The following is a 16739-nucleotide window of genomic DNA, read 5'->3' as shown; positions in this document are numbered from 1 at the left end:
GGCAGAAAAAGAGGTGAAATAATGCTAAAGTATTGTTCAGTAGGAAGTGGTAGTAGTGGAAATTGCCACTATATAGGATATAAAAATACTAATATACTAGTAGATGCAGGATTAAGTGGAAAGAGAATAACTACAGGTCTTAAAGACATTGGAGTAGATTCAGATAAATTAAAAGGGATATTTATAACTCATGAGCATATTGACCATATAAAAGGGGCAGGTATATTATCAAGAAAGTTTGATATACCAGTGTTCGCTAATATAAAGACATGGTGTTCTATGAAAGACAAGCTTGGTGATATTAAGGATAAAAATATGAAGGTCTTTGAAAATGATAAAACTTATTCATTAGGAGATGTTATAGTAAGGCCTTTTTCGATAGAACATGATGCAGCTGACCCAGTTGGATATAATTTCTATACAGAAAACGATGAAAAAATGTCTATAGCTACTGATATAGGGTGTATAACTGAAAATATAAAAAAACATCTATATAAATCTAAATTAGTAGTATTAGAATCAAATTATGACCCTAATATGCTTATGATGGGTTCATATACATATGCTTTAAAGAAAAGAGTAATGTCAAATACTGGACATTTATCTAATGAAGATGCAGCAAATTTTTGTGTTGAACTTATTGATAAAGGTACAGAATCTATATTATTAGCACATTTAAGTAAAGAAAATAATTTTCCAGAATTGGCATATGAAACTTCAAAAGGAGTATTAGCATCAAACGATATAGTAGTTGGGCAGGATGTAAAACTAGATGTATTATCACGTAATGATGTTTCTAATGTTTATAAGATGAAGTAGAGGTGAATAACTTTGCTAAAAAGAAATTTCGAAAATGTTGAGGATAATAAAATCTTATATTCTATAAAGCAAGGAATGATTTTAGCAATACCTGCTATTATGACTGGTTCAATTGCTCTTGTTATTTTGAATCTTCCAATAAAAATTTATCAAGAATATATAGCAAGTTTATTTAATGGTGAAATTTCAAATATTCTTACATTTATAAATGATTCTACCTTAGGAATTATCTCATTGATAATATTGTTGACGATAAGTTATAGCTATGGAAAAATCTATGGGAGCAAGTATACAGTACTTGTTCCTATAGTTGCAATGTGCTCTTTTTTAGTGTTTTCACATGGTAATGAACTGGATTCTTATGTGGAAATATTTAAAACAAAGTGGTTGTTTACAGCTATTATTGTTTCCATAACGTCTTCTATATTATTTGTAAAGCTCACAGAATCGTTTATTACAAGTGTAAAATTTCATACAGAAGGGGCAGATGCTGATTTTAATATGGTTGTTTCAGCAATAATTCCCTTTATAATTGTAGTATTTTTATTTTCTATTTTGCGTGTAATAGTAATAAATCTAATTGGAAGTTCGAATTTTCAAGATATATTTTATAATTTATTTTCAAATATATTTAAGAGTATGGGAAGAAACCTTATGAGTGCTTTGCTGTTTATATTTCTAATGCATTTTATGTGGTTCTTTGGTATTCATGGGAGCAACGTACTTGATACAGTTGCAAAAAATTTATTTGAAAATGGAATGGCAATTAACATAAATTTAGTTAACAACAATCAATTACCAACAGAAATTTTTACTAAGACTTTTTTTGATACAATGGTTTTATTGGGTGGATGTGGAGCTTTGTTATGTTTAGTAATTGCCATTTTTCTTAGTGAGAAGCGTATAAATGTAAGGAAGCTTGCTAAAATTGCTTCAATACCAGCTCTTTTTAATATAAATGAAATGTTAGTTTTTGGGATTCCAATTGTTTTTAACTATATTATGTTCATACCTTTTATAATTACACCTATAATTCTAACAATTACAAGTTATGTAGCTATGGCTACAGGGCTTGTACCTTGTACAGTTTCTGCTGTAGAGTGGACATCACCGATATTTTTAAGTGGATATATGGCTACGGACTCAATAAGAGGAAGTTTGTTGCAATTGTTTAATTTGTGTGTAGGAGTTATGATTTATATTCCATTTATAAAGATGTCACAAAATAGATATATTTACATGTTCAAAAATAATATAGAAAACTTAACAAATTTAGTAAAGAAGTGTGAATTAACAGGAGAACAACCAAATATTTTAAATCACAGTGGAAAAATAGGTTCAATCTCAAAAATGCTAGCATCGGATTTAAAGTTTGCTATGAAAAAGGAAGAAATAGAGCTTTTTTACCAACCGCAAGTTAATTATGATGGAAATGTTGTAGGGGCAGAGGGATTACTTAGATGGAGACATTCAATAGGGGGATTTATTTATCCACCACTTGTTATACTTTTAGCTAAAGAAGAAGGTTTTTTAGATGAACTTGGAGAGTATATTATTAATAAAGCTTGTATTGATTTAAAGAAAAGTGAAAGCTTACTAATAAATCCTATTAAATTTTCTGTAAATATATCTCCAGACCAACTTAATGACCCTAATTTGCCAGAGCAAATAAAAAATATAATTGAGAATAAGAATATCAATCCTAATATGCTTGGCATAGAAATCACGGAGCAAGTTGCACTGTCAGGCTCCCAGATAATCATTGAACGTATAAATGCGATACATGACTTAGGAATAAAGCTTATTATGGATGATTTTGGAATGGGACATAGTTCTCTTATATACCTTCAAAATAATAATTTTGATATAGTTAAGTTAGATGGCTCTCTTGTTAAAGAGATACTTATAAACAAAAGAAGTAGTGAAATCATAATGTCTATTGTAAATCTTTCAAAAAACCTAGATTTTGATATAATCGTGGAGTATGTTGAAAATTTAAATCAGAGAGATAAGTTGTATGGCCTAGGATGTGAAATATATCAAGGATATTATTATAGTAAAGCTATACCTTTTGAGGAGTTTATAGATTATGCAAATCGAGCACTTGCTAAATAACTTTTCTAATGATTTGTAAGTTATATTAGTATATAAATTTGTAATAAGATTAAGTTTAGGAGAAGTATATGAATATAAGTATAGTTGTAGTAGGTAAAATTAAAGAAAAATATTTAAAGTTAGGTATTGATGAATTTAGAAAGAGACTTTCTAAGTATTGTAAGTTGGAAATTATAGAGCTAGATGATGAAAAAGCTCCAGAAAATTTAAGTGCCAAGGAAATGGAAATTATAAAAGATAAAGAAGGAAAGAGAATTTTAGGGAAGATAAAGCATAATAGTTATGTTATAGCTTTGGCTATTGATGGAAAGAATTTGTCTTCTGAAGAACTTGCTAAGACCATGAGTGATTTAGCAGTTAGAGGCAACAGTAGTCTTTGTTTTATAATAGGAGGCTCATTAGGGCTTTCTGATGAGGTTTTAGCTAGGGCTGATTATAGATTGTCTTTTTCTAGGATGACTTTTCCTCATCAGATGATGAGATTGATATTGTTAGAGCAGATTTATAGGGCTTATAGAATAAATAATGGAGAACCGTATCATAAGTAAGTAATACGGTTTTATTTTTTATATGTGAAATGATATACAGTTACTTATAATAAAATTTGTATTTAATTTGATAAAAATAGGTAGCTCTAAAGCATTTACATAGAAAGTTGTATAGTTACAACCTATAATTTATTTTTTTATAAAAGGGGGGAGTTTGAATAACTAATATCCAATAGCAAAATATTAAATTATTAATAAAATATAACAACGAATTATAAATTGATAGAAAGGAAGTATATAATGCAGTATGTATTAATTCATGGTCTTGGACAAAATTCATCAAGTTGGGATAAAGTAATTTCTTATATGAGAGGACAAGAGAGGCTTATATGTCCAGAATTATCTTTATTTCTAAGAGAGGAAGATGTAACGTATTCGAATCTATATCAATCCTTTTCACAGTATTGTGATGATTTTTCGGAACCTTTAAACCTATGTGGACTTTCATTGGGGGGAGTTCTTGCATTAAATTATGCGATAGATAATCCTTCAAAAGTTAAATCCTTGATATTGATAGCGACACAATATGAAATGCCAAAAGTATTACTCAAACTTCAAAATATTATTTTTAGATTTATACCTCAGAAATCTTTTAAGGGTATGGGACTTAGAAAGAAAGATTTTATTGAATTAATAAATTCAATGATGAATTTAAATTTTAGTGAAAATCTAAAAAATATTTCATGCCCTGTGTTGGTTATATGTGGAGAAAAAGATAAAGCAAATAAAAAAGCTACAAGTAATATAGCTAAAGGTATAATAAAATCAGAAATTCAATTTGTGAAAAATGCTGGACATGAGGTAAATACCGATTCACCAAAAGAATTAGCAAAAATAATCAGATTCTTTTATTGTAAACAAAAACTATAATAATACAAATTACTAAATAGATTTGATACAACTGAACCAAATAAATATAAGATACATAAAATTCAATTTAAAGAGGTGTTTTTTTAGATGGTATGATTTATACTTCTATATAAATTTTGTGAGTTGATTGTTGATGGTGAGCCGTATCACAAATAAGTGATGCGGTTTTTTCAGTTTAGCAATTAATAATATTAAAATAATAAAAAAGTATTGAAAGTATATTACATTTGAGGTAGAATTAAATAAAATATTATAACATTATAATGTTTAAACTGATTGTTAATAAAAATTTGGAGGTAAATATATGATAAAAATAATGTTGGCTTGTTCAGCGGGTATGTCTACAAGTTTATTAGTTACTAAGATGGAAGATGCAGCTAAAGAAAGCGGTATAGAGTCACAAATTTGGGCAATACCAGAATCAAATATACAAAATGAAATAGAAAAATGTGATGTTTTATTATTAGGGCCACAAGTTAGATATGTATTGTCTAAGGCTCAGGAAATAGCTAAGCCACATAATATACCAGTAGAGCTTATAAATATGATGCACTATGGTACAGTTAATGGAAAAGCTGTTTTAGATAGAGCAATGGAACTTAACAACGCTAAGTAATAGAAAATATAACGTGTTTTTAATATATAAATTGGGAGAATCAAGGGATGGACGAAAAGATTATAGAGATTTCTTTTGGTATAATAGGCTATGCAGGTGAAGGTAAGGGATTAGCTTTTGAGGCAATACAAGAAGCTAAAAATGGAAACATAGAAAAAGCAAAAGAATTATTAAAAGAGTCTAAGGAAGTTATAAATAAGGCGCATAGATATCAAACAGAATTAATACAAAATGAAGCTAGTGGGAATAAGACTGAAATGAGTGTTATACTTGTACATGCACAAGATCACTTAATGAATGGTATGAATTTTCAACAGTTAGCTGAGGAAATCGTTGACTTACATTTGAAGTTACAAGATAAATAAAAATTAAAGAGAATAAATTGAAAGAGTTCTAAAAATATAAATTATGTACTGCACACCAATCGTTAGAATGTTGGTTCAATAATTGAAGCGTAGTACACTAAGTTTATTTTGAGGGCTCTTTTTATATTGAGCTTAAAGTTAATATATATTTACTATTAATAGTATAAGATTATATGTTATAATATTATAACATATAATTTAAGAGGTGAATCATGTTAAAAAATCAACCATTATATATACAAGTCGTAGAGATATTAAAGCAAAAAATATTAAATAATGAATATAAAATCGATGAAAATATTCCAACAGAAAGAGAGTTAGAGCAAGCGTTTGGGGTTAGTAAAATTACTGTTAGAAAAGCTATTGAGATATTAGAATCAGAAGGATATGTAGAGAAAAAGAGTGGAAAAGGGACAAAAGTAATAAGTAATAGTCTTTTTAATAAGCTATCTAAGGCAGATTCTTTTTCAAGTATACTTTTATCTAAAGGTCATAAGTTATCTAAAGAGACTATTTCAATTGAAAAAATTATAAATGATACAAACTCACAAGTATTTAGTATATTTGGAGAAAAATGTAGCAAGATTACTAGAATGTATTACTTGGATAGTAAACCATATATATATTTTACTCATTATATACCTTTTGACGAAAATCTAACTGTTGAAAGTTTTAATAATGAAAGTTCTTTATATATGTATTTATATAGGAGAAATATAAATATAACTAGGTTTGAAGATGAATTTTTTATAGAAGAATCAGAATTGGAAGTATCAAAGGCTCTAAATCTAGAAAAAGACACATTACTTGGAAGAAAGAGAAAGACCTATGATGAGAATGATAGTATCGTTGAGTTATCATTTGCAAGATACAATACAGAAGTACAAAATTATGTAATTAAATATGAAATATAATATAATAAAAATCCTGAGTTTATTAAAATGATAATATGCTCAGGATTTTATTTTATAAAAATAAATAAGATTATAACATTATAATGTTTACAATTAAAGATTATAATGTTATAATCTTATTAATCAAATAAGTGATATTATCAATTGTATAAAAATTAATTTTCATCATGAAATCGTTATTGTGTTGTAAATAAAGGAGAATATCACTAATATAGGGGGGAACTATGGAAAAATTCGCAAGTTTTTTAGAGCGTAAGATTATGCCTGTAGCAGCGAAGATAAGCAATCAAAGACATATGAGAGCTGTAAGAGCAGGTATAATAGCAACATTACCACTAACGATAGTGGGATCATTTTTTACAATATTATTAAACATACCTATTGATGCTTATATGGATTTTATAGCTCCATTCAGAGAAACGTTAGATATACCGTTTAGATATACTGTAGGATTTTTATCTCTATACGCTACTTTTGGAATAGCGTCGTCACTTGCTAAAAGCTATAATCTAGACACAACAGGTGTTGGGATGCTTGCAGTTATGGCATTTTTAGTTTCTACAATAGTTCCAACTCAAGTAGTTGAACCCGTAGGGGGAGTTATAGAAGCTGGTAGATGGATGGATATGGCGAAACTTAATTCACCATCATTATTTGGAGCAATCGTAACATCATTAATTACAGTTGAGATATATCGTTTCATGAAGGAAAAGAATATTACAATTAAGATGCCAGCAGGGGTGCCACTAGAGGTTTCAAACTCATTTACTGCATTATTACCAACGGCAGTAGTACTAATGTTATTCTGGGTAATAAGACATATATTAGGATTTGATATAAGTGCAGCACTAAGTGCTATGTTATCACCTTTAAAAGGATTCTTATCAGGAAATAGTTTAGGTGGTGGAATACTAACAGTATTCTTAATAACAGTATTCTGGGTACTTGGAATACATGGTCCAGCTATAATGGGTCCAGTAATAAGACCTATATGGGATATGTCTATAGCAGAAAATATAACTGCATTCACAGAAGGAGTATCAGCTCATGCAATGCCAAATATATTTACAGAACAATTTTTACAATGGTATGTATGGATAGGAGGAGCAGGAGCTACTCTTGCATTAGTTGTAATGTTTATGTTTTCTAAGTCAAAATACCTAAAAAGTTTAGGCAGATTAGGATTTTTACCAGGGTTATTCAATATAAATGAACCTATAATATTTGGAGCACCAATAGTTATGAATCCAATACTAGGAATACCATTTATAATTGGGCCTATAATAATGACAGCTCTATCGTATGTTCTTACTATTACAGGTATTATACCTATGATGGTAGCAAGATTACCATTTGCAATGCCAGCACCAATAGCAGCAGTAATGAGTACTAACTGGAGTATAATGGCAGGTATCTTAGTATTAATCAACTTTGCGATATCATTTGTTGTTTATTATCCGTTCTTCAAGGTTTTTGAAAAGCAACAATTACAAAGAGAGCAAAAAGAAATGGGTGAACGTTTATAAAAATACATATAATAGAAGTTTTGTACTGTATATAATATAGAAAAAACTTACAAATTATTAAAGGTGAAGGTAGGAGGAATTACCTTCACTTTTATTTTATATATTTTAAAAAGTGTAATTTTAGGAGGAGAAAGATGGAAAGAAGATTAGGAATATCAGTATATCCAGAGCATAGTAACATGGAAGATGATAAGGCATATATAAAAATGGCTTCAAAGTATGGATTTAAAAGAATATTTATGTGTATGCTTTCAATTACAAGACCAAAAGATGAGGTTAAAAAACATTTTAAAGAGATTATAACTTATTCAAGAGACTTAGGATTTGAAGTAATCCTTGATATAGCTCCAAATATATTTGATATATTAGAAATATCTTATGATGATTTAACATTTTTTAATGAGTTAAGTGCTAGTGGAATAAGACTTGACTATGGATATGATGGAAGTAAAGAAGCTATGATTTCTTTCAATCCATATGATTTAAAAGTAGAGCTAAATATGAGTAATGATGTAGCGTACTTAGATAATATAATTACTTACAAGCCAAATGTAAATAATATATATGGTTGTCACAATTTTTATCCTCAAAGGGGTACAGGCTTGCCATATGATTTCTTTGTAAGATGTTCAAATAGATTTAAAAAGTATGGAATAAGAACTGCCGCTTTTGTTAATTCAAAATACGCAACAATAGGACCTTGGAATATAAATGATGGACTTTGCACACTTGAAATGCATAGAAATTTAGATATAGCTACAGCAACTAAGCACTTATTCGCAACTGGTTTGATTGATGATGTTATTGTAGGAAATGCATATGCAAGTGAAGATGAATTAAAAAGAATGTCTGAAGTAAATAAATATCAAGTTGTATTTAGTGTAGTAGCTGAGGAAAAAACTTCTGAAGTAGAAAAAACAATAATAGTAAATGAGCAACACTTTAGAAGAGGTGACATAACTAATCAGGTAGCAAGATCTACAGAGGTAAGAAAAAAATATACTAAAGAAAAGTTCCCTAAACATGATAATACGGGCATCTTTAAAAGAGGAGATGTAGTGATTGGTAATGATGACTTTGGAAAGTATAAAGGGGAATTACAGTTGATACTTCAAGATTGTGAAGATGAAAGAAAAAATAAGGTTGCCAGAATAACAGAAGATGAAATAATACTTTTGGACTTTATTGAACCTTGGAGTAAATTTAAGCTTGTTTTAGAGGGAGAGTAAAGTGAAGATAGACATATTAATCAAAGGTGGAAAAACAGTAGATAAAAGTATAATTGATATAGCTATATTAGATGATAAAATAATAGAAGTAAAAAATCAGATAGATGATTCTAAGTATCAGGCAAACCAAATTATAAATCTAGACGGAAAGACATTTATTAGCGCAGGGTGGATAGATATACATACACACTGCTACGAAAGGTTAGAGATTTATAAAGATTATCCTGATGAGGTTGGAATAAAAAGTGGAGTTACTACTGTAGTAGATACAGGGACAACAGGTGCTTTAGATATAGAGAAATTTTATGAGGATACTAAAAAGTACAAAACAAACGTGTATGCTTTAATAAATATTGCTAAGCAGGGAATAACATCTCAAGATGAACTTTCAAATATGATGAACATTGATGAGGATGAACTTAAAAATGCAGTTAAAAAATATAAAGATTTTGTTGTTGGAATCAAAGCTAGAATGAGTAAAAGTGTTGTAATTTCAAATGGAATTGAACCTTTGAAGTTAGCTAAAAGAATTAAAAAAGAACTTAATCTACCTATGATGGTTCACTTTGGAAGTTCTCCTCCAACTATAGAGGATATATTAGGTTATATGGAAAAAGGAGATATATTAACTCATATATATAATGGAAAACCAAATGGAATATTAAAAGGTAATAAGATTAAAGAGGAAATTATAGAAGCTAGAGAAAGAGGTATAATCCTTGATGTAGGTCATGGAACAGAAAGTTTTAGTATTGATGTTGCAATGAAAGCTAAGGATGTGGGACTTTTTCCAGATACCATAAGTACAGATATATATATTAAAAATAGAATAAATGGTCCAGTATATAGCTTATCTACAACAATGGAAAAGTTTATATATATGGGTTACTCACTTGAAGATATAATAAATAAGGTTACTAAAAATGCAGCAAATGCAATAAACTTGAAAAATAAAGGTTTAATAAAAGAAGGATATGATGCTGATTTAACTATATTTGACGTGGTGAATGAAGAAAAAGAACTTCAAGATTCTTTGAATAAGTCAGTAATCACAAATACGTCCATAAAGCCAAGAGCGGTAGTAATTAATGGAGAGTATTTGAATATAGGTGAGTCTACAAAGGAGAATGAATAGGAAGGAGAGAATATTGTATGAGTAGTGTATTTGAAAAGTACTCTGTAAGACGTGTTATAAATGCCTCAGGTAAGATGACTATACTAGGGGTGTCAACATTAGATAAGGAAGTTATTGAAGCAATCGGTGAAGGGTGTAAAAATTTCTTTATAGTAGAAGAACTTGTAAATAAAACAGGTGAATATATAGCAAATTTATTAGAGTGTGAAAGTTCAGTAATAGTTTCTAGTGCATCTGCTGGAATTGCACAGAGTGTAGGTGCAATGATAGCAAGGGATGATATGAGTCTAGTTTACAATATAAATAATCCTAAAAAGCAAGTTAAAAGGGAAATAATAATTCCAAAAGGGCATAATGTTGACTATGGAGTCCCAGTAGAAACAATGATAAGACTTGGAGGAGGAGAAGTTGTTGAGGCTGGCTATGCTAATATGTGCAACAAGGAACATATAAGAAGAGAGATAAATGACAATACAGCGGCAATTATGTATATTAAATCTCATCATTGTGTTCAAAAGAGTATGCTAAGCGTATTAGATGCAGTACAAGTTGCCAAAGAATACAATTTACCTTTAATAGTAGATGCAGCGGCAGAGGAAGATTTAAAAGTATACTATGAACTAGGAGCAGACTTAGTGATATACAGTGGCGCAAAGGCTATAGAGGGACCTAGTTCAGGGTTAGTAATAGGTAAGAAAAAATATATAGATAATGTAAAGCTTCAATCAAAGGGTATTGGAAGAGCTATGAAAATAGGAAAAGAAAATATAGTAGGTTTAACATGTGCAATTGAGAGATATATAAATAATGATAAAGTAACTTTAAAAGAAATGGAGGATAAGCTAAATCCATTTATAGACAAGATAAATACTCTAAATGGGATAAGTGCTAATATAACTAGAGATTCAGCGGGCAGAGAAATACTGCGTGGAGAAATTAATTTTAATGAAGATATAATAAATAAATCAATACAACAAATTATAAATGAGCTTAGAGGTGGAGAGATATCCATATACACTAGAGATTATAAGGCTAATGAAGGCAAGATAGAGGTTGATATAAGAAGTGTAAGTAAAGATGATTTAGATATTATTTATAATAGAATAAAAGAGATAATAGAAAAATAGAAAATAAGGTAAATAAAACGATAATGACTTATTAAATTAAATTTTACTAGAAGAGGAGATTAATATGAATTGTACACCAAAATATTATAAAGATAGAGTTTGTTTAAATGTTCTTGCAGGAAACATAAAAAATGCTAAAGAAGTATATGATGCTTGCGATGGGCATGCATTAGTAGGAGTACTATCGAAGAATTATAGTACTGTAGAAGAAGCTATTAAAGATATGAAAAAGTACTCAAAGGAAATAGATAATGCAGTATCCGTAGGACTTGGAGCTGGAGACCCAAATCAATCAAATATGGTATCTCAAATTTCTAAAGAGCTTCAACCACAACATATAAACCAAGTATTTACAGGTATAGCTACATCTAGAGCATTACTTGGTCAAGACAATAGCATAATAAATGGATTAGTTTCTCCAACTGGTAAGCCAGGATTTGTAAAGATATCTACAGGTCCATTAAGCTCAAAGGAGGAAGATGGTATAGTTCCTATAGAGACAGCTATAGCTATGATGAAGGATATGGGAGGAAGTTCAGTTAAGTTTTTCCCAATGGGAGGGCTTAAAACAAAAGATGAATATATAGAAGTTGCAAAAGCTTGCGCAAAGCATGACTTTTATCTAGAGCCAACAGGAGGTATAGACTTAGATAACTTCAAAGAGATAGTTCAAATTGCACTTGATAATGGTGTAGAAAAAGTTATACCTCATGTTTATACATCAATAATCGATAAAGAAACAGGTTATACAAAAGTAGAAGATATAAAAACACTTTACAAAATAATAAAAGAATTATTGGGGTAGATTTATGAATATATTAGCTTTTGGTGAAATAATGATGAGACTTTCAGTACCTGATTATAAGTTTTTAACACAAACAGACCAATTAAATTATGTAATTACAGGTACAGGGTTAAATATATTATCTGGACTTCAAAACTTTGGATACAATACCTATATTTTAACAAAGTTGCCTAATAACAATGTAGGTAAAGCGTCAAGTGCAAACATAAGAAAACTTGGAGTAAAAGATGATTTTATTACATATGGAGGAAATCATATAGGAGTATATTTTCTTGAGACTGGATATGGAGAAAGGCCTTCAGAAGTGACTTATTTAAATAGGCTAAATAGTTCATTTTGCGAGAGTAGGCTACAAGAATATGATATTGATAATTGTCTAGAAGGAATAGATGTAGTCCACATATGTGGGATTGCTATGCAACTTACAGATTCAGTTAAAGAGATTGCTTTAGAACTAGCTAAAAAGTCTTATGAAAAGGGAATAAAAGTATTCTTTGATTTTAATTTTAGACAATCGCTAAATCCAGACAAGACTTATGATAATTTAGTAGATGATTATAAAAAAATACTACCATATTGCCATGGATTATTTGCTAGCTATAGAGATATAAATAAAATACTTAATATAGACACTCTAGATATAAAATCGAGTTCAGAATTGATTAAAAAAGAGTATGATATAGAAATTGTGGCTGGAACTATGAGAAGATTTGATGATATGAACAATAGATTTATAAAGGGATATATATCAAATAATGATGGCTATTTGGAAAGTAAGGAATATAAGTTAGAAATATATGACAGAGTTGGTGCTGGAGATGGATATGTAGCAGGAATTATATATTCATATTTGGAAAAGATGAGCAATGAAGATATAGTTGAGTTCGGGGTTGCTAGTTCAGTGCTAGCCCATACAACTTATGGGGATAATTCTTTAGTAAGTACGAATCACGTATTTAGACTTATGAACAATGAAAAATTAGATATATTGAGATAGTATTAATAATGAATGAAAAATTAAATAATAAGTAGATAGAAAATAGCATTAACCATAGAAAGATGGTTAATGCTATTTTTATAGTTAATATTAATTAATTTTATATTATAGAAATAAATTTTTCTAATGCTGGATTTGTATTGTTTTTATTCCATACAACTACAACTTCTATTCTATTTTGTACTTCATTTATGGGTACAATTGCAATATCCTGCTTTATCATAGTATCTACAACACAAAATGAAGGTAAAATGGATATACCCATATTAGAGGCAACTAATGATTCAATAGTATTAAGATCATTTGAACGTTGCACAACATTAGGTACAAATCCCGCTTCACGATATCTATTTTGTATCATGGACTTCTGCCCATATTCATCGCCTGTTTCCTTTACAAAAATAAACTTCTCATGTTGTAGCTCAATTAAATCAATATAATCCTCATTGCAAAGTGGATGACCAGGGGGTAAAAGAGCCACCAAAGAATATCTTTCTACAGTCTTATATTCAAAATCTTTTAATGGTTGATTTTCTGGATTAATAACAAAGGCAAGATCCATAAAATTATTTTTCACTAAGTTTAAAAGTTCAGTTATCTCGTTAGTACAAATTTCCATAGATATATTAGGGTATGTATTAGAAAATTCTTTTAAATATTGTTGAAATTTGTTTTTTTCATATCCTATTAAGATTCCAATACTCAAAGTTCCAAAGGAACCATGTGCAAATTGTTGTGTTTTTTCAATAGCATCATTGATATTTTTTATTATAGTACGTGCCTCAGATAAAAAAACTTTTCCAGCTGGGGTTAGTTCAACATGTCGTTTACTTCTTGTAAATAGAGTTACATTTATTTTTTCTTCTAAAGCTTTAATTTGTTGTGTAACAGCAGTTTGGGAAATATAAAACTTTTCTGCTGTTTTGGTAAAACTTAGATTTTCTGCTACAGATATAAAATATTCTAATTGTTTAGTATTCAAATAATCACCCCTATTTAAACTTGATTGTTTGTAAACATTGTTTATATATAATTAAAACTTATTATAGTATAAGAAAAGTTACTTTTAAAGAATATTGGAAAATATTTGTATAAAAATATATGTTTTAAACATATCTTTATACTAGATTTTATAAACTTATTAATAAGAATAACTTATATATTCCCATGAAAACGATATTGGATTTAAGTAAGTTTGTCCCATAAAATGAAAGTATACCAATTAATAATATTTTAAATGAGAAAGGAGAAAAAATGGAGGATAAATTTTACGCAAAAGGAAAAGGGAATAACGGATATGTTAAAAACCTTGAAGTTTGTTCCTTTAATGACTTAGATGGAACTTGTGGAATGTTTCAAATGGCTCTGTACAAAAGAGATGAAAAATACTATTTATATGGATGTTGTTTTGGAGGAAGCAAAAAAAATGGAGTAATGATTAGTGATGTTACAGATCCTTATAATCCACACTTTATAAAACATTTTCAAATGTTAGATTCAAAAGAGTACCCTACAACAACAACTCCAAAAATTCAAATAGCAGATGATTTAATGATAGTAGCTATGAGCTGTGGAAGTGGACCAGGAGCACTTGTTGACCAAGCTAAATTAGCAAGTATTAAGTGCGAAGCAGGAATTAGAATATATAGTTTAAAAGAAGACCCTTTAAATCCTAAGTTTTTAGGATACTGGGATTGTGGATTAAAGCATGTAATGGGTGTCCATAGATTTATGTATAATGGTGGAAGATATGTCCATTTATCAAGTGATTGTGTTGGTTTTGAAGGTCTGATTTATAGAGTCATAGATATAATAGATCCAACTAATCCAGTGGAAATAGGTAAGTGGTGGAGACCAGACCAATATGCAGATGGATATCCAAATAGAACTTTTGATCCAGGGGCAGCGCATTGTCCAGAATTTATGGATAAAGGATGGCTTCATGGACCTCCATTTGTAAGAGATGGAAAAGCATATTGTGGTTATGGTGGAGCAGGTTTAGTTGTACTAGATGTTGAGGATTTAACAAGACCAAGATGTTTAGGTGAATTACCATTTATGCCTGCATTTTCTAGTAGACTTGCAGGAGCAAGAACTCATACAGCACTACCATTACCAGGAAGAGATTTAGTTGTTGTGCAAAATGAGGGAGAACGTTTCCAATTTTTTGAGCTAGAGAATATTACAGATGTTCAAGCCATGAATAATATACATATGGTTGATGTTAGTAATCCAACAAGGCCAACATTAATTGCTCAATTCCCATATCCTGAAGTACCGAAGGATTTCCCATATCTTAACTTTAATGTTGCAGGGCTAGGAAAACCAGGGCCATTTGGACCACATAACCTTCATGAGCCAATGGATAATAAACCATGGCTAGAGCAAAGAGGAGATAGAGTATATTGTTGTTATTTCCATGCAGGATTAAGGGTTTATGATGTATCAGATCCATATTACATCAAAGAGTTAGCATATTTTATACCACCAAATCCAAATAAAACACCAGAAGAATCTTATTTCCCAGGATTCCCTGGACCACGCTTGGCAGTAACAGAAGATCTTATTGTTGATGATAGAGGTTACATCATCATAGATGCCTTAGATGATGGATTCTATATATTAAAAATGAAAGAAGATTAATAAATGCTAAAGAGGGAGAGTTGAAAATGAAAATACTAGGTATTTCTTTTGGAACAAAAAATGGAAATAATGACACAATGTGTAAAGTGGCACTTAAAGGTGCTCAAGAAGCAGGAGCTGGAGTAGAATTTATTCAAATGTCATCTCTTAACATTAAACATTGTACTGGATGTTGTGCATGTGTTAAGAATTTATTATCTGGAAAAGGTAGTATGTGTGTATTAAAGGATGATTTTGAATGGTTACTTGACAAAATGAAAGGTGCAGATGGGATAGTAGTTTCAGACCCTATCTTTGAAGAAGGAGCATCAGGATTATTCCATACTATAATGGATCGCTTTGGACCAAGAGCAGATAGAGGAAATAATATTATAGGAACAAAAGTTGCAGAAGCTACAGGAGGAAAAATTCCAGACCCAAGAATGCTTAATGATAAAGTAATATCATTCATGGGAATAGGAGGATCAGACTGGGGTACAAGAGTTCAATGTGAGCATGCTATGCTAGCCTTAATACCAATGTGGAAAGTTATAGATAATGCTTGGTTCCCATGGGCAAAGGAATTAGTAATGGATGACTCAAAACTTGCTCAAGTTCATCAAATAGGTTTAAACATAGTTGAAGCAGCAAAAGATTTTGACAAAGCTTTATACCAAGGAGAAGAAGGAGTCTGTCCACATTGTAATAATAGATTATTCTATCTTGAGCCAGGTACTAAAAAATCAATATGTGCTCTATGTGGTATAGTTGGAGAATTAGATACTGCAAGTGGAAAAACTGTATTTAGTTTCCAAGAAGAACAATTAGGTCATGCTCATGATACTTTAGCAGGCAAGTTTATACATGGTGATGATATTAAGAAAATGGAAGGCCATTATGCAGAAGTTCGTAAAACACCAGAATTTAAAGAAAGAAAAACAGCTTACAATTTTATAGAACCATCAACAAAAGAAAAGCATGTTGAACTTTCATTAGGAGAATAATTAAAATTTATAGTATCTATGATTGCAAATCCAATATCAATGAGGTT

Annotated in this window: 16 protein-coding genes; 15 read left to right on the top strand and 1 reads right to left on the bottom strand. The window is 29.8% G+C overall.

All coding sequences use genetic code 11. From position 1 onward, the window contains the following. Positions 1–21: 21 nt before the first annotated feature. The 13 genes from KGF52_RS03330 (at position 22) to KGF52_RS03270 (ending at position 13066) form a co-directional block, all read left to right on the top strand. Positions 22–819 carry an MBL fold metallo-hydrolase gene (locus KGF52_RS03330; RefSeq protein WP_227828584.1) on the top strand — a complete coding sequence of 266 codons (798 nt, stop codon included), beginning with the start codon at positions 22–24 and terminating at the stop codon, positions 817–819. 12 nt (positions 820–831) lie between these two features. After that, positions 832–2934, top strand: a complete 2103-nt coding sequence (locus KGF52_RS03325) for an EAL domain-containing protein (RefSeq protein ID WP_227839141.1) — start codon at positions 832–834, stop codon at positions 2932–2934. A gap of 68 nt (positions 2935–3002) precedes the next feature. Next, positions 3003–3482, top strand: a complete 480-nt coding sequence (gene rlmH, locus KGF52_RS03320) for a 23S rRNA (pseudouridine(1915)-N(3))-methyltransferase RlmH (RefSeq protein ID WP_227839140.1) — start codon at positions 3003–3005, stop codon at positions 3480–3482. Positions 3483–3722: 240 nt separating this feature from the next. Then, positions 3723–4352, top strand: coding sequence for an alpha/beta fold hydrolase (locus KGF52_RS03315; protein WP_227839139.1), 630 nt, complete (start codon positions 3723–3725; stop codon positions 4350–4352). A 304-nt stretch (positions 4353–4656) separates the two neighbouring features. Beyond that, the gene (locus KGF52_RS03310; RefSeq protein ID WP_227839138.1) at positions 4657–4968 is read left to right on the top strand and encodes a PTS sugar transporter subunit IIB; all 312 of its coding nucleotides are present in this window, start codon (positions 4657–4659) and stop codon (positions 4966–4968) included. 47 nt (positions 4969–5015) lie between these two features. After that, on the top strand, positions 5016–5333 hold the full coding sequence (locus KGF52_RS03305) for a PTS lactose/cellobiose transporter subunit IIA (RefSeq protein WP_227839137.1): 318 nt from the start codon (positions 5016–5018) through the stop codon (positions 5331–5333). A gap of 212 nt (positions 5334–5545) precedes the next feature. Beyond that, a complete protein-coding gene (locus KGF52_RS03300) occupies positions 5546–6247 on the top strand; it encodes a GntR family transcriptional regulator (protein WP_227839136.1) in 702 nt (233 codons plus the stop codon). Between the two features lie 224 nt (positions 6248–6471). Next, positions 6472–7773 carry a PTS transporter subunit EIIC gene (locus tag KGF52_RS03295; protein WP_227839135.1) on the top strand — a complete coding sequence of 434 codons (1302 nt, stop codon included), beginning with the start codon at positions 6472–6474 and terminating at the stop codon, positions 7771–7773. Positions 7774–7907: 134 nt separating this feature from the next. Continuing rightward, complete coding sequence (locus tag KGF52_RS03290; RefSeq protein ID WP_227839134.1) at positions 7908–9002, top strand: MupG family TIM beta-alpha barrel fold protein; 1095 nt, start codon at positions 7908–7910, stop codon at positions 9000–9002. 1 nt (position 9003) lies between these two features. Continuing rightward, positions 9004–10137 carry an amidohydrolase/deacetylase family metallohydrolase gene (locus KGF52_RS03285; protein ID WP_227839133.1) on the top strand — a complete coding sequence of 378 codons (1134 nt, stop codon included), beginning with the start codon at positions 9004–9006 and terminating at the stop codon, positions 10135–10137. A gap of 17 nt (positions 10138–10154) precedes the next feature. Next, on the top strand, positions 10155–11264 hold the full coding sequence (locus KGF52_RS03280; RefSeq protein WP_227839132.1) for a DgaE family pyridoxal phosphate-dependent ammonia lyase: 1110 nt from the start codon (positions 10155–10157) through the stop codon (positions 11262–11264). A 64-nt stretch (positions 11265–11328) separates the two neighbouring features. Next, positions 11329–12069 (top strand): 2-dehydro-3-deoxy-phosphogluconate aldolase, encoded by a 741-nt coding sequence (dagF, locus tag KGF52_RS03275; RefSeq protein WP_227839131.1) that lies wholly within the window; start codon positions 11329–11331, stop codon positions 12067–12069. Positions 12070–12073: 4 nt separating this feature from the next. Then, positions 12074–13066 (top strand): sugar kinase, encoded by a 993-nt coding sequence (locus tag KGF52_RS03270; protein ID WP_227839130.1) that lies wholly within the window; start codon positions 12074–12076, stop codon positions 13064–13066. 100 nt (positions 13067–13166) lie between these two features. Here KGF52_RS03270 and KGF52_RS03265 read toward each other — a convergent pair whose 3' ends face one another. Then, on the bottom strand, positions 13167–14048 hold the full coding sequence (locus tag KGF52_RS03265; protein ID WP_227839129.1) for a LysR family transcriptional regulator: 882 nt from the start codon (positions 14046–14048) through the stop codon (positions 13167–13169). A 272-nt stretch (positions 14049–14320) separates the two neighbouring features. On the opposite strand from KGF52_RS03265, the gene KGF52_RS03260 reads away from it, so the two are divergent. Together KGF52_RS03260 and KGF52_RS03255 are read left to right on the top strand one after the other, a co-directional pair. Continuing rightward, a complete protein-coding gene (locus KGF52_RS03260) occupies positions 14321–15709 on the top strand; it encodes a hypothetical protein (protein WP_227839128.1) in 1389 nt (462 codons plus the stop codon). Between the two features lie 26 nt (positions 15710–15735). After that, a complete protein-coding gene (locus KGF52_RS03255; RefSeq protein WP_227828601.1) occupies positions 15736–16692 on the top strand; it encodes a flavodoxin family protein in 957 nt (318 codons plus the stop codon). Positions 16693–16739 lie beyond the last annotated feature (47 nt).

This window comes from Clostridioides sp. ZZV15-6597 (assembly GCF_020657815.1).
Classification (GTDB): Bacteria; Bacillota; Clostridia; order Peptostreptococcales; family Peptostreptococcaceae; genus Clostridioides.
The sequence above is the reverse complement of the archived record's forward strand: the minus strand, read 5'-3'. Positions and strand labels throughout refer to the sequence as shown.

Coding starts and splice junctions, on each gene's coding strand:
- KGF52_RS03330 (WP_227828584.1), top strand. CDS start 22: ATGCTAAAGTATTGTTCAGTAGGAAGTGGTAGTAGTGGAAATTGCCAC.
- rlmH (WP_227839140.1), top strand. CDS start 3,003: ATGAATATAAGTATAGTTGTAGTAGGTAAAATTAAAGAAAAATATTTA.
- KGF52_RS03315 (WP_227839139.1), top strand. CDS start 3,723: ATGCAGTATGTATTAATTCATGGTCTTGGACAAAATTCATCAAGTTGG.
- KGF52_RS03310 (WP_227839138.1), top strand. CDS start 4,657: ATGATAAAAATAATGTTGGCTTGTTCAGCGGGTATGTCTACAAGTTTA.
- KGF52_RS03305 (WP_227839137.1), top strand. CDS start 5,016: ATGGACGAAAAGATTATAGAGATTTCTTTTGGTATAATAGGCTATGCA.
- KGF52_RS03300 (WP_227839136.1), top strand. CDS start 5,546: ATGTTAAAAAATCAACCATTATATATACAAGTCGTAGAGATATTAAAG.
- KGF52_RS03295 (WP_227839135.1), top strand. CDS start 6,472: ATGGAAAAATTCGCAAGTTTTTTAGAGCGTAAGATTATGCCTGTAGCA.
- KGF52_RS03290 (WP_227839134.1), top strand. CDS start 7,908: ATGGAAAGAAGATTAGGAATATCAGTATATCCAGAGCATAGTAACATG.
- KGF52_RS03280 (WP_227839132.1), top strand. CDS start 10,155: ATGAGTAGTGTATTTGAAAAGTACTCTGTAAGACGTGTTATAAATGCC.
- dagF (WP_227839131.1), top strand. CDS start 11,329: ATGAATTGTACACCAAAATATTATAAAGATAGAGTTTGTTTAAATGTT.
- KGF52_RS03270 (WP_227839130.1), top strand. CDS start 12,074: ATGAATATATTAGCTTTTGGTGAAATAATGATGAGACTTTCAGTACCT.
- KGF52_RS03260 (WP_227839128.1), top strand. CDS start 14,321: ATGGAGGATAAATTTTACGCAAAAGGAAAAGGGAATAACGGATATGTT.
- KGF52_RS03255 (WP_227828601.1), top strand. CDS start 15,736: ATGAAAATACTAGGTATTTCTTTTGGAACAAAAAATGGAAATAATGAC.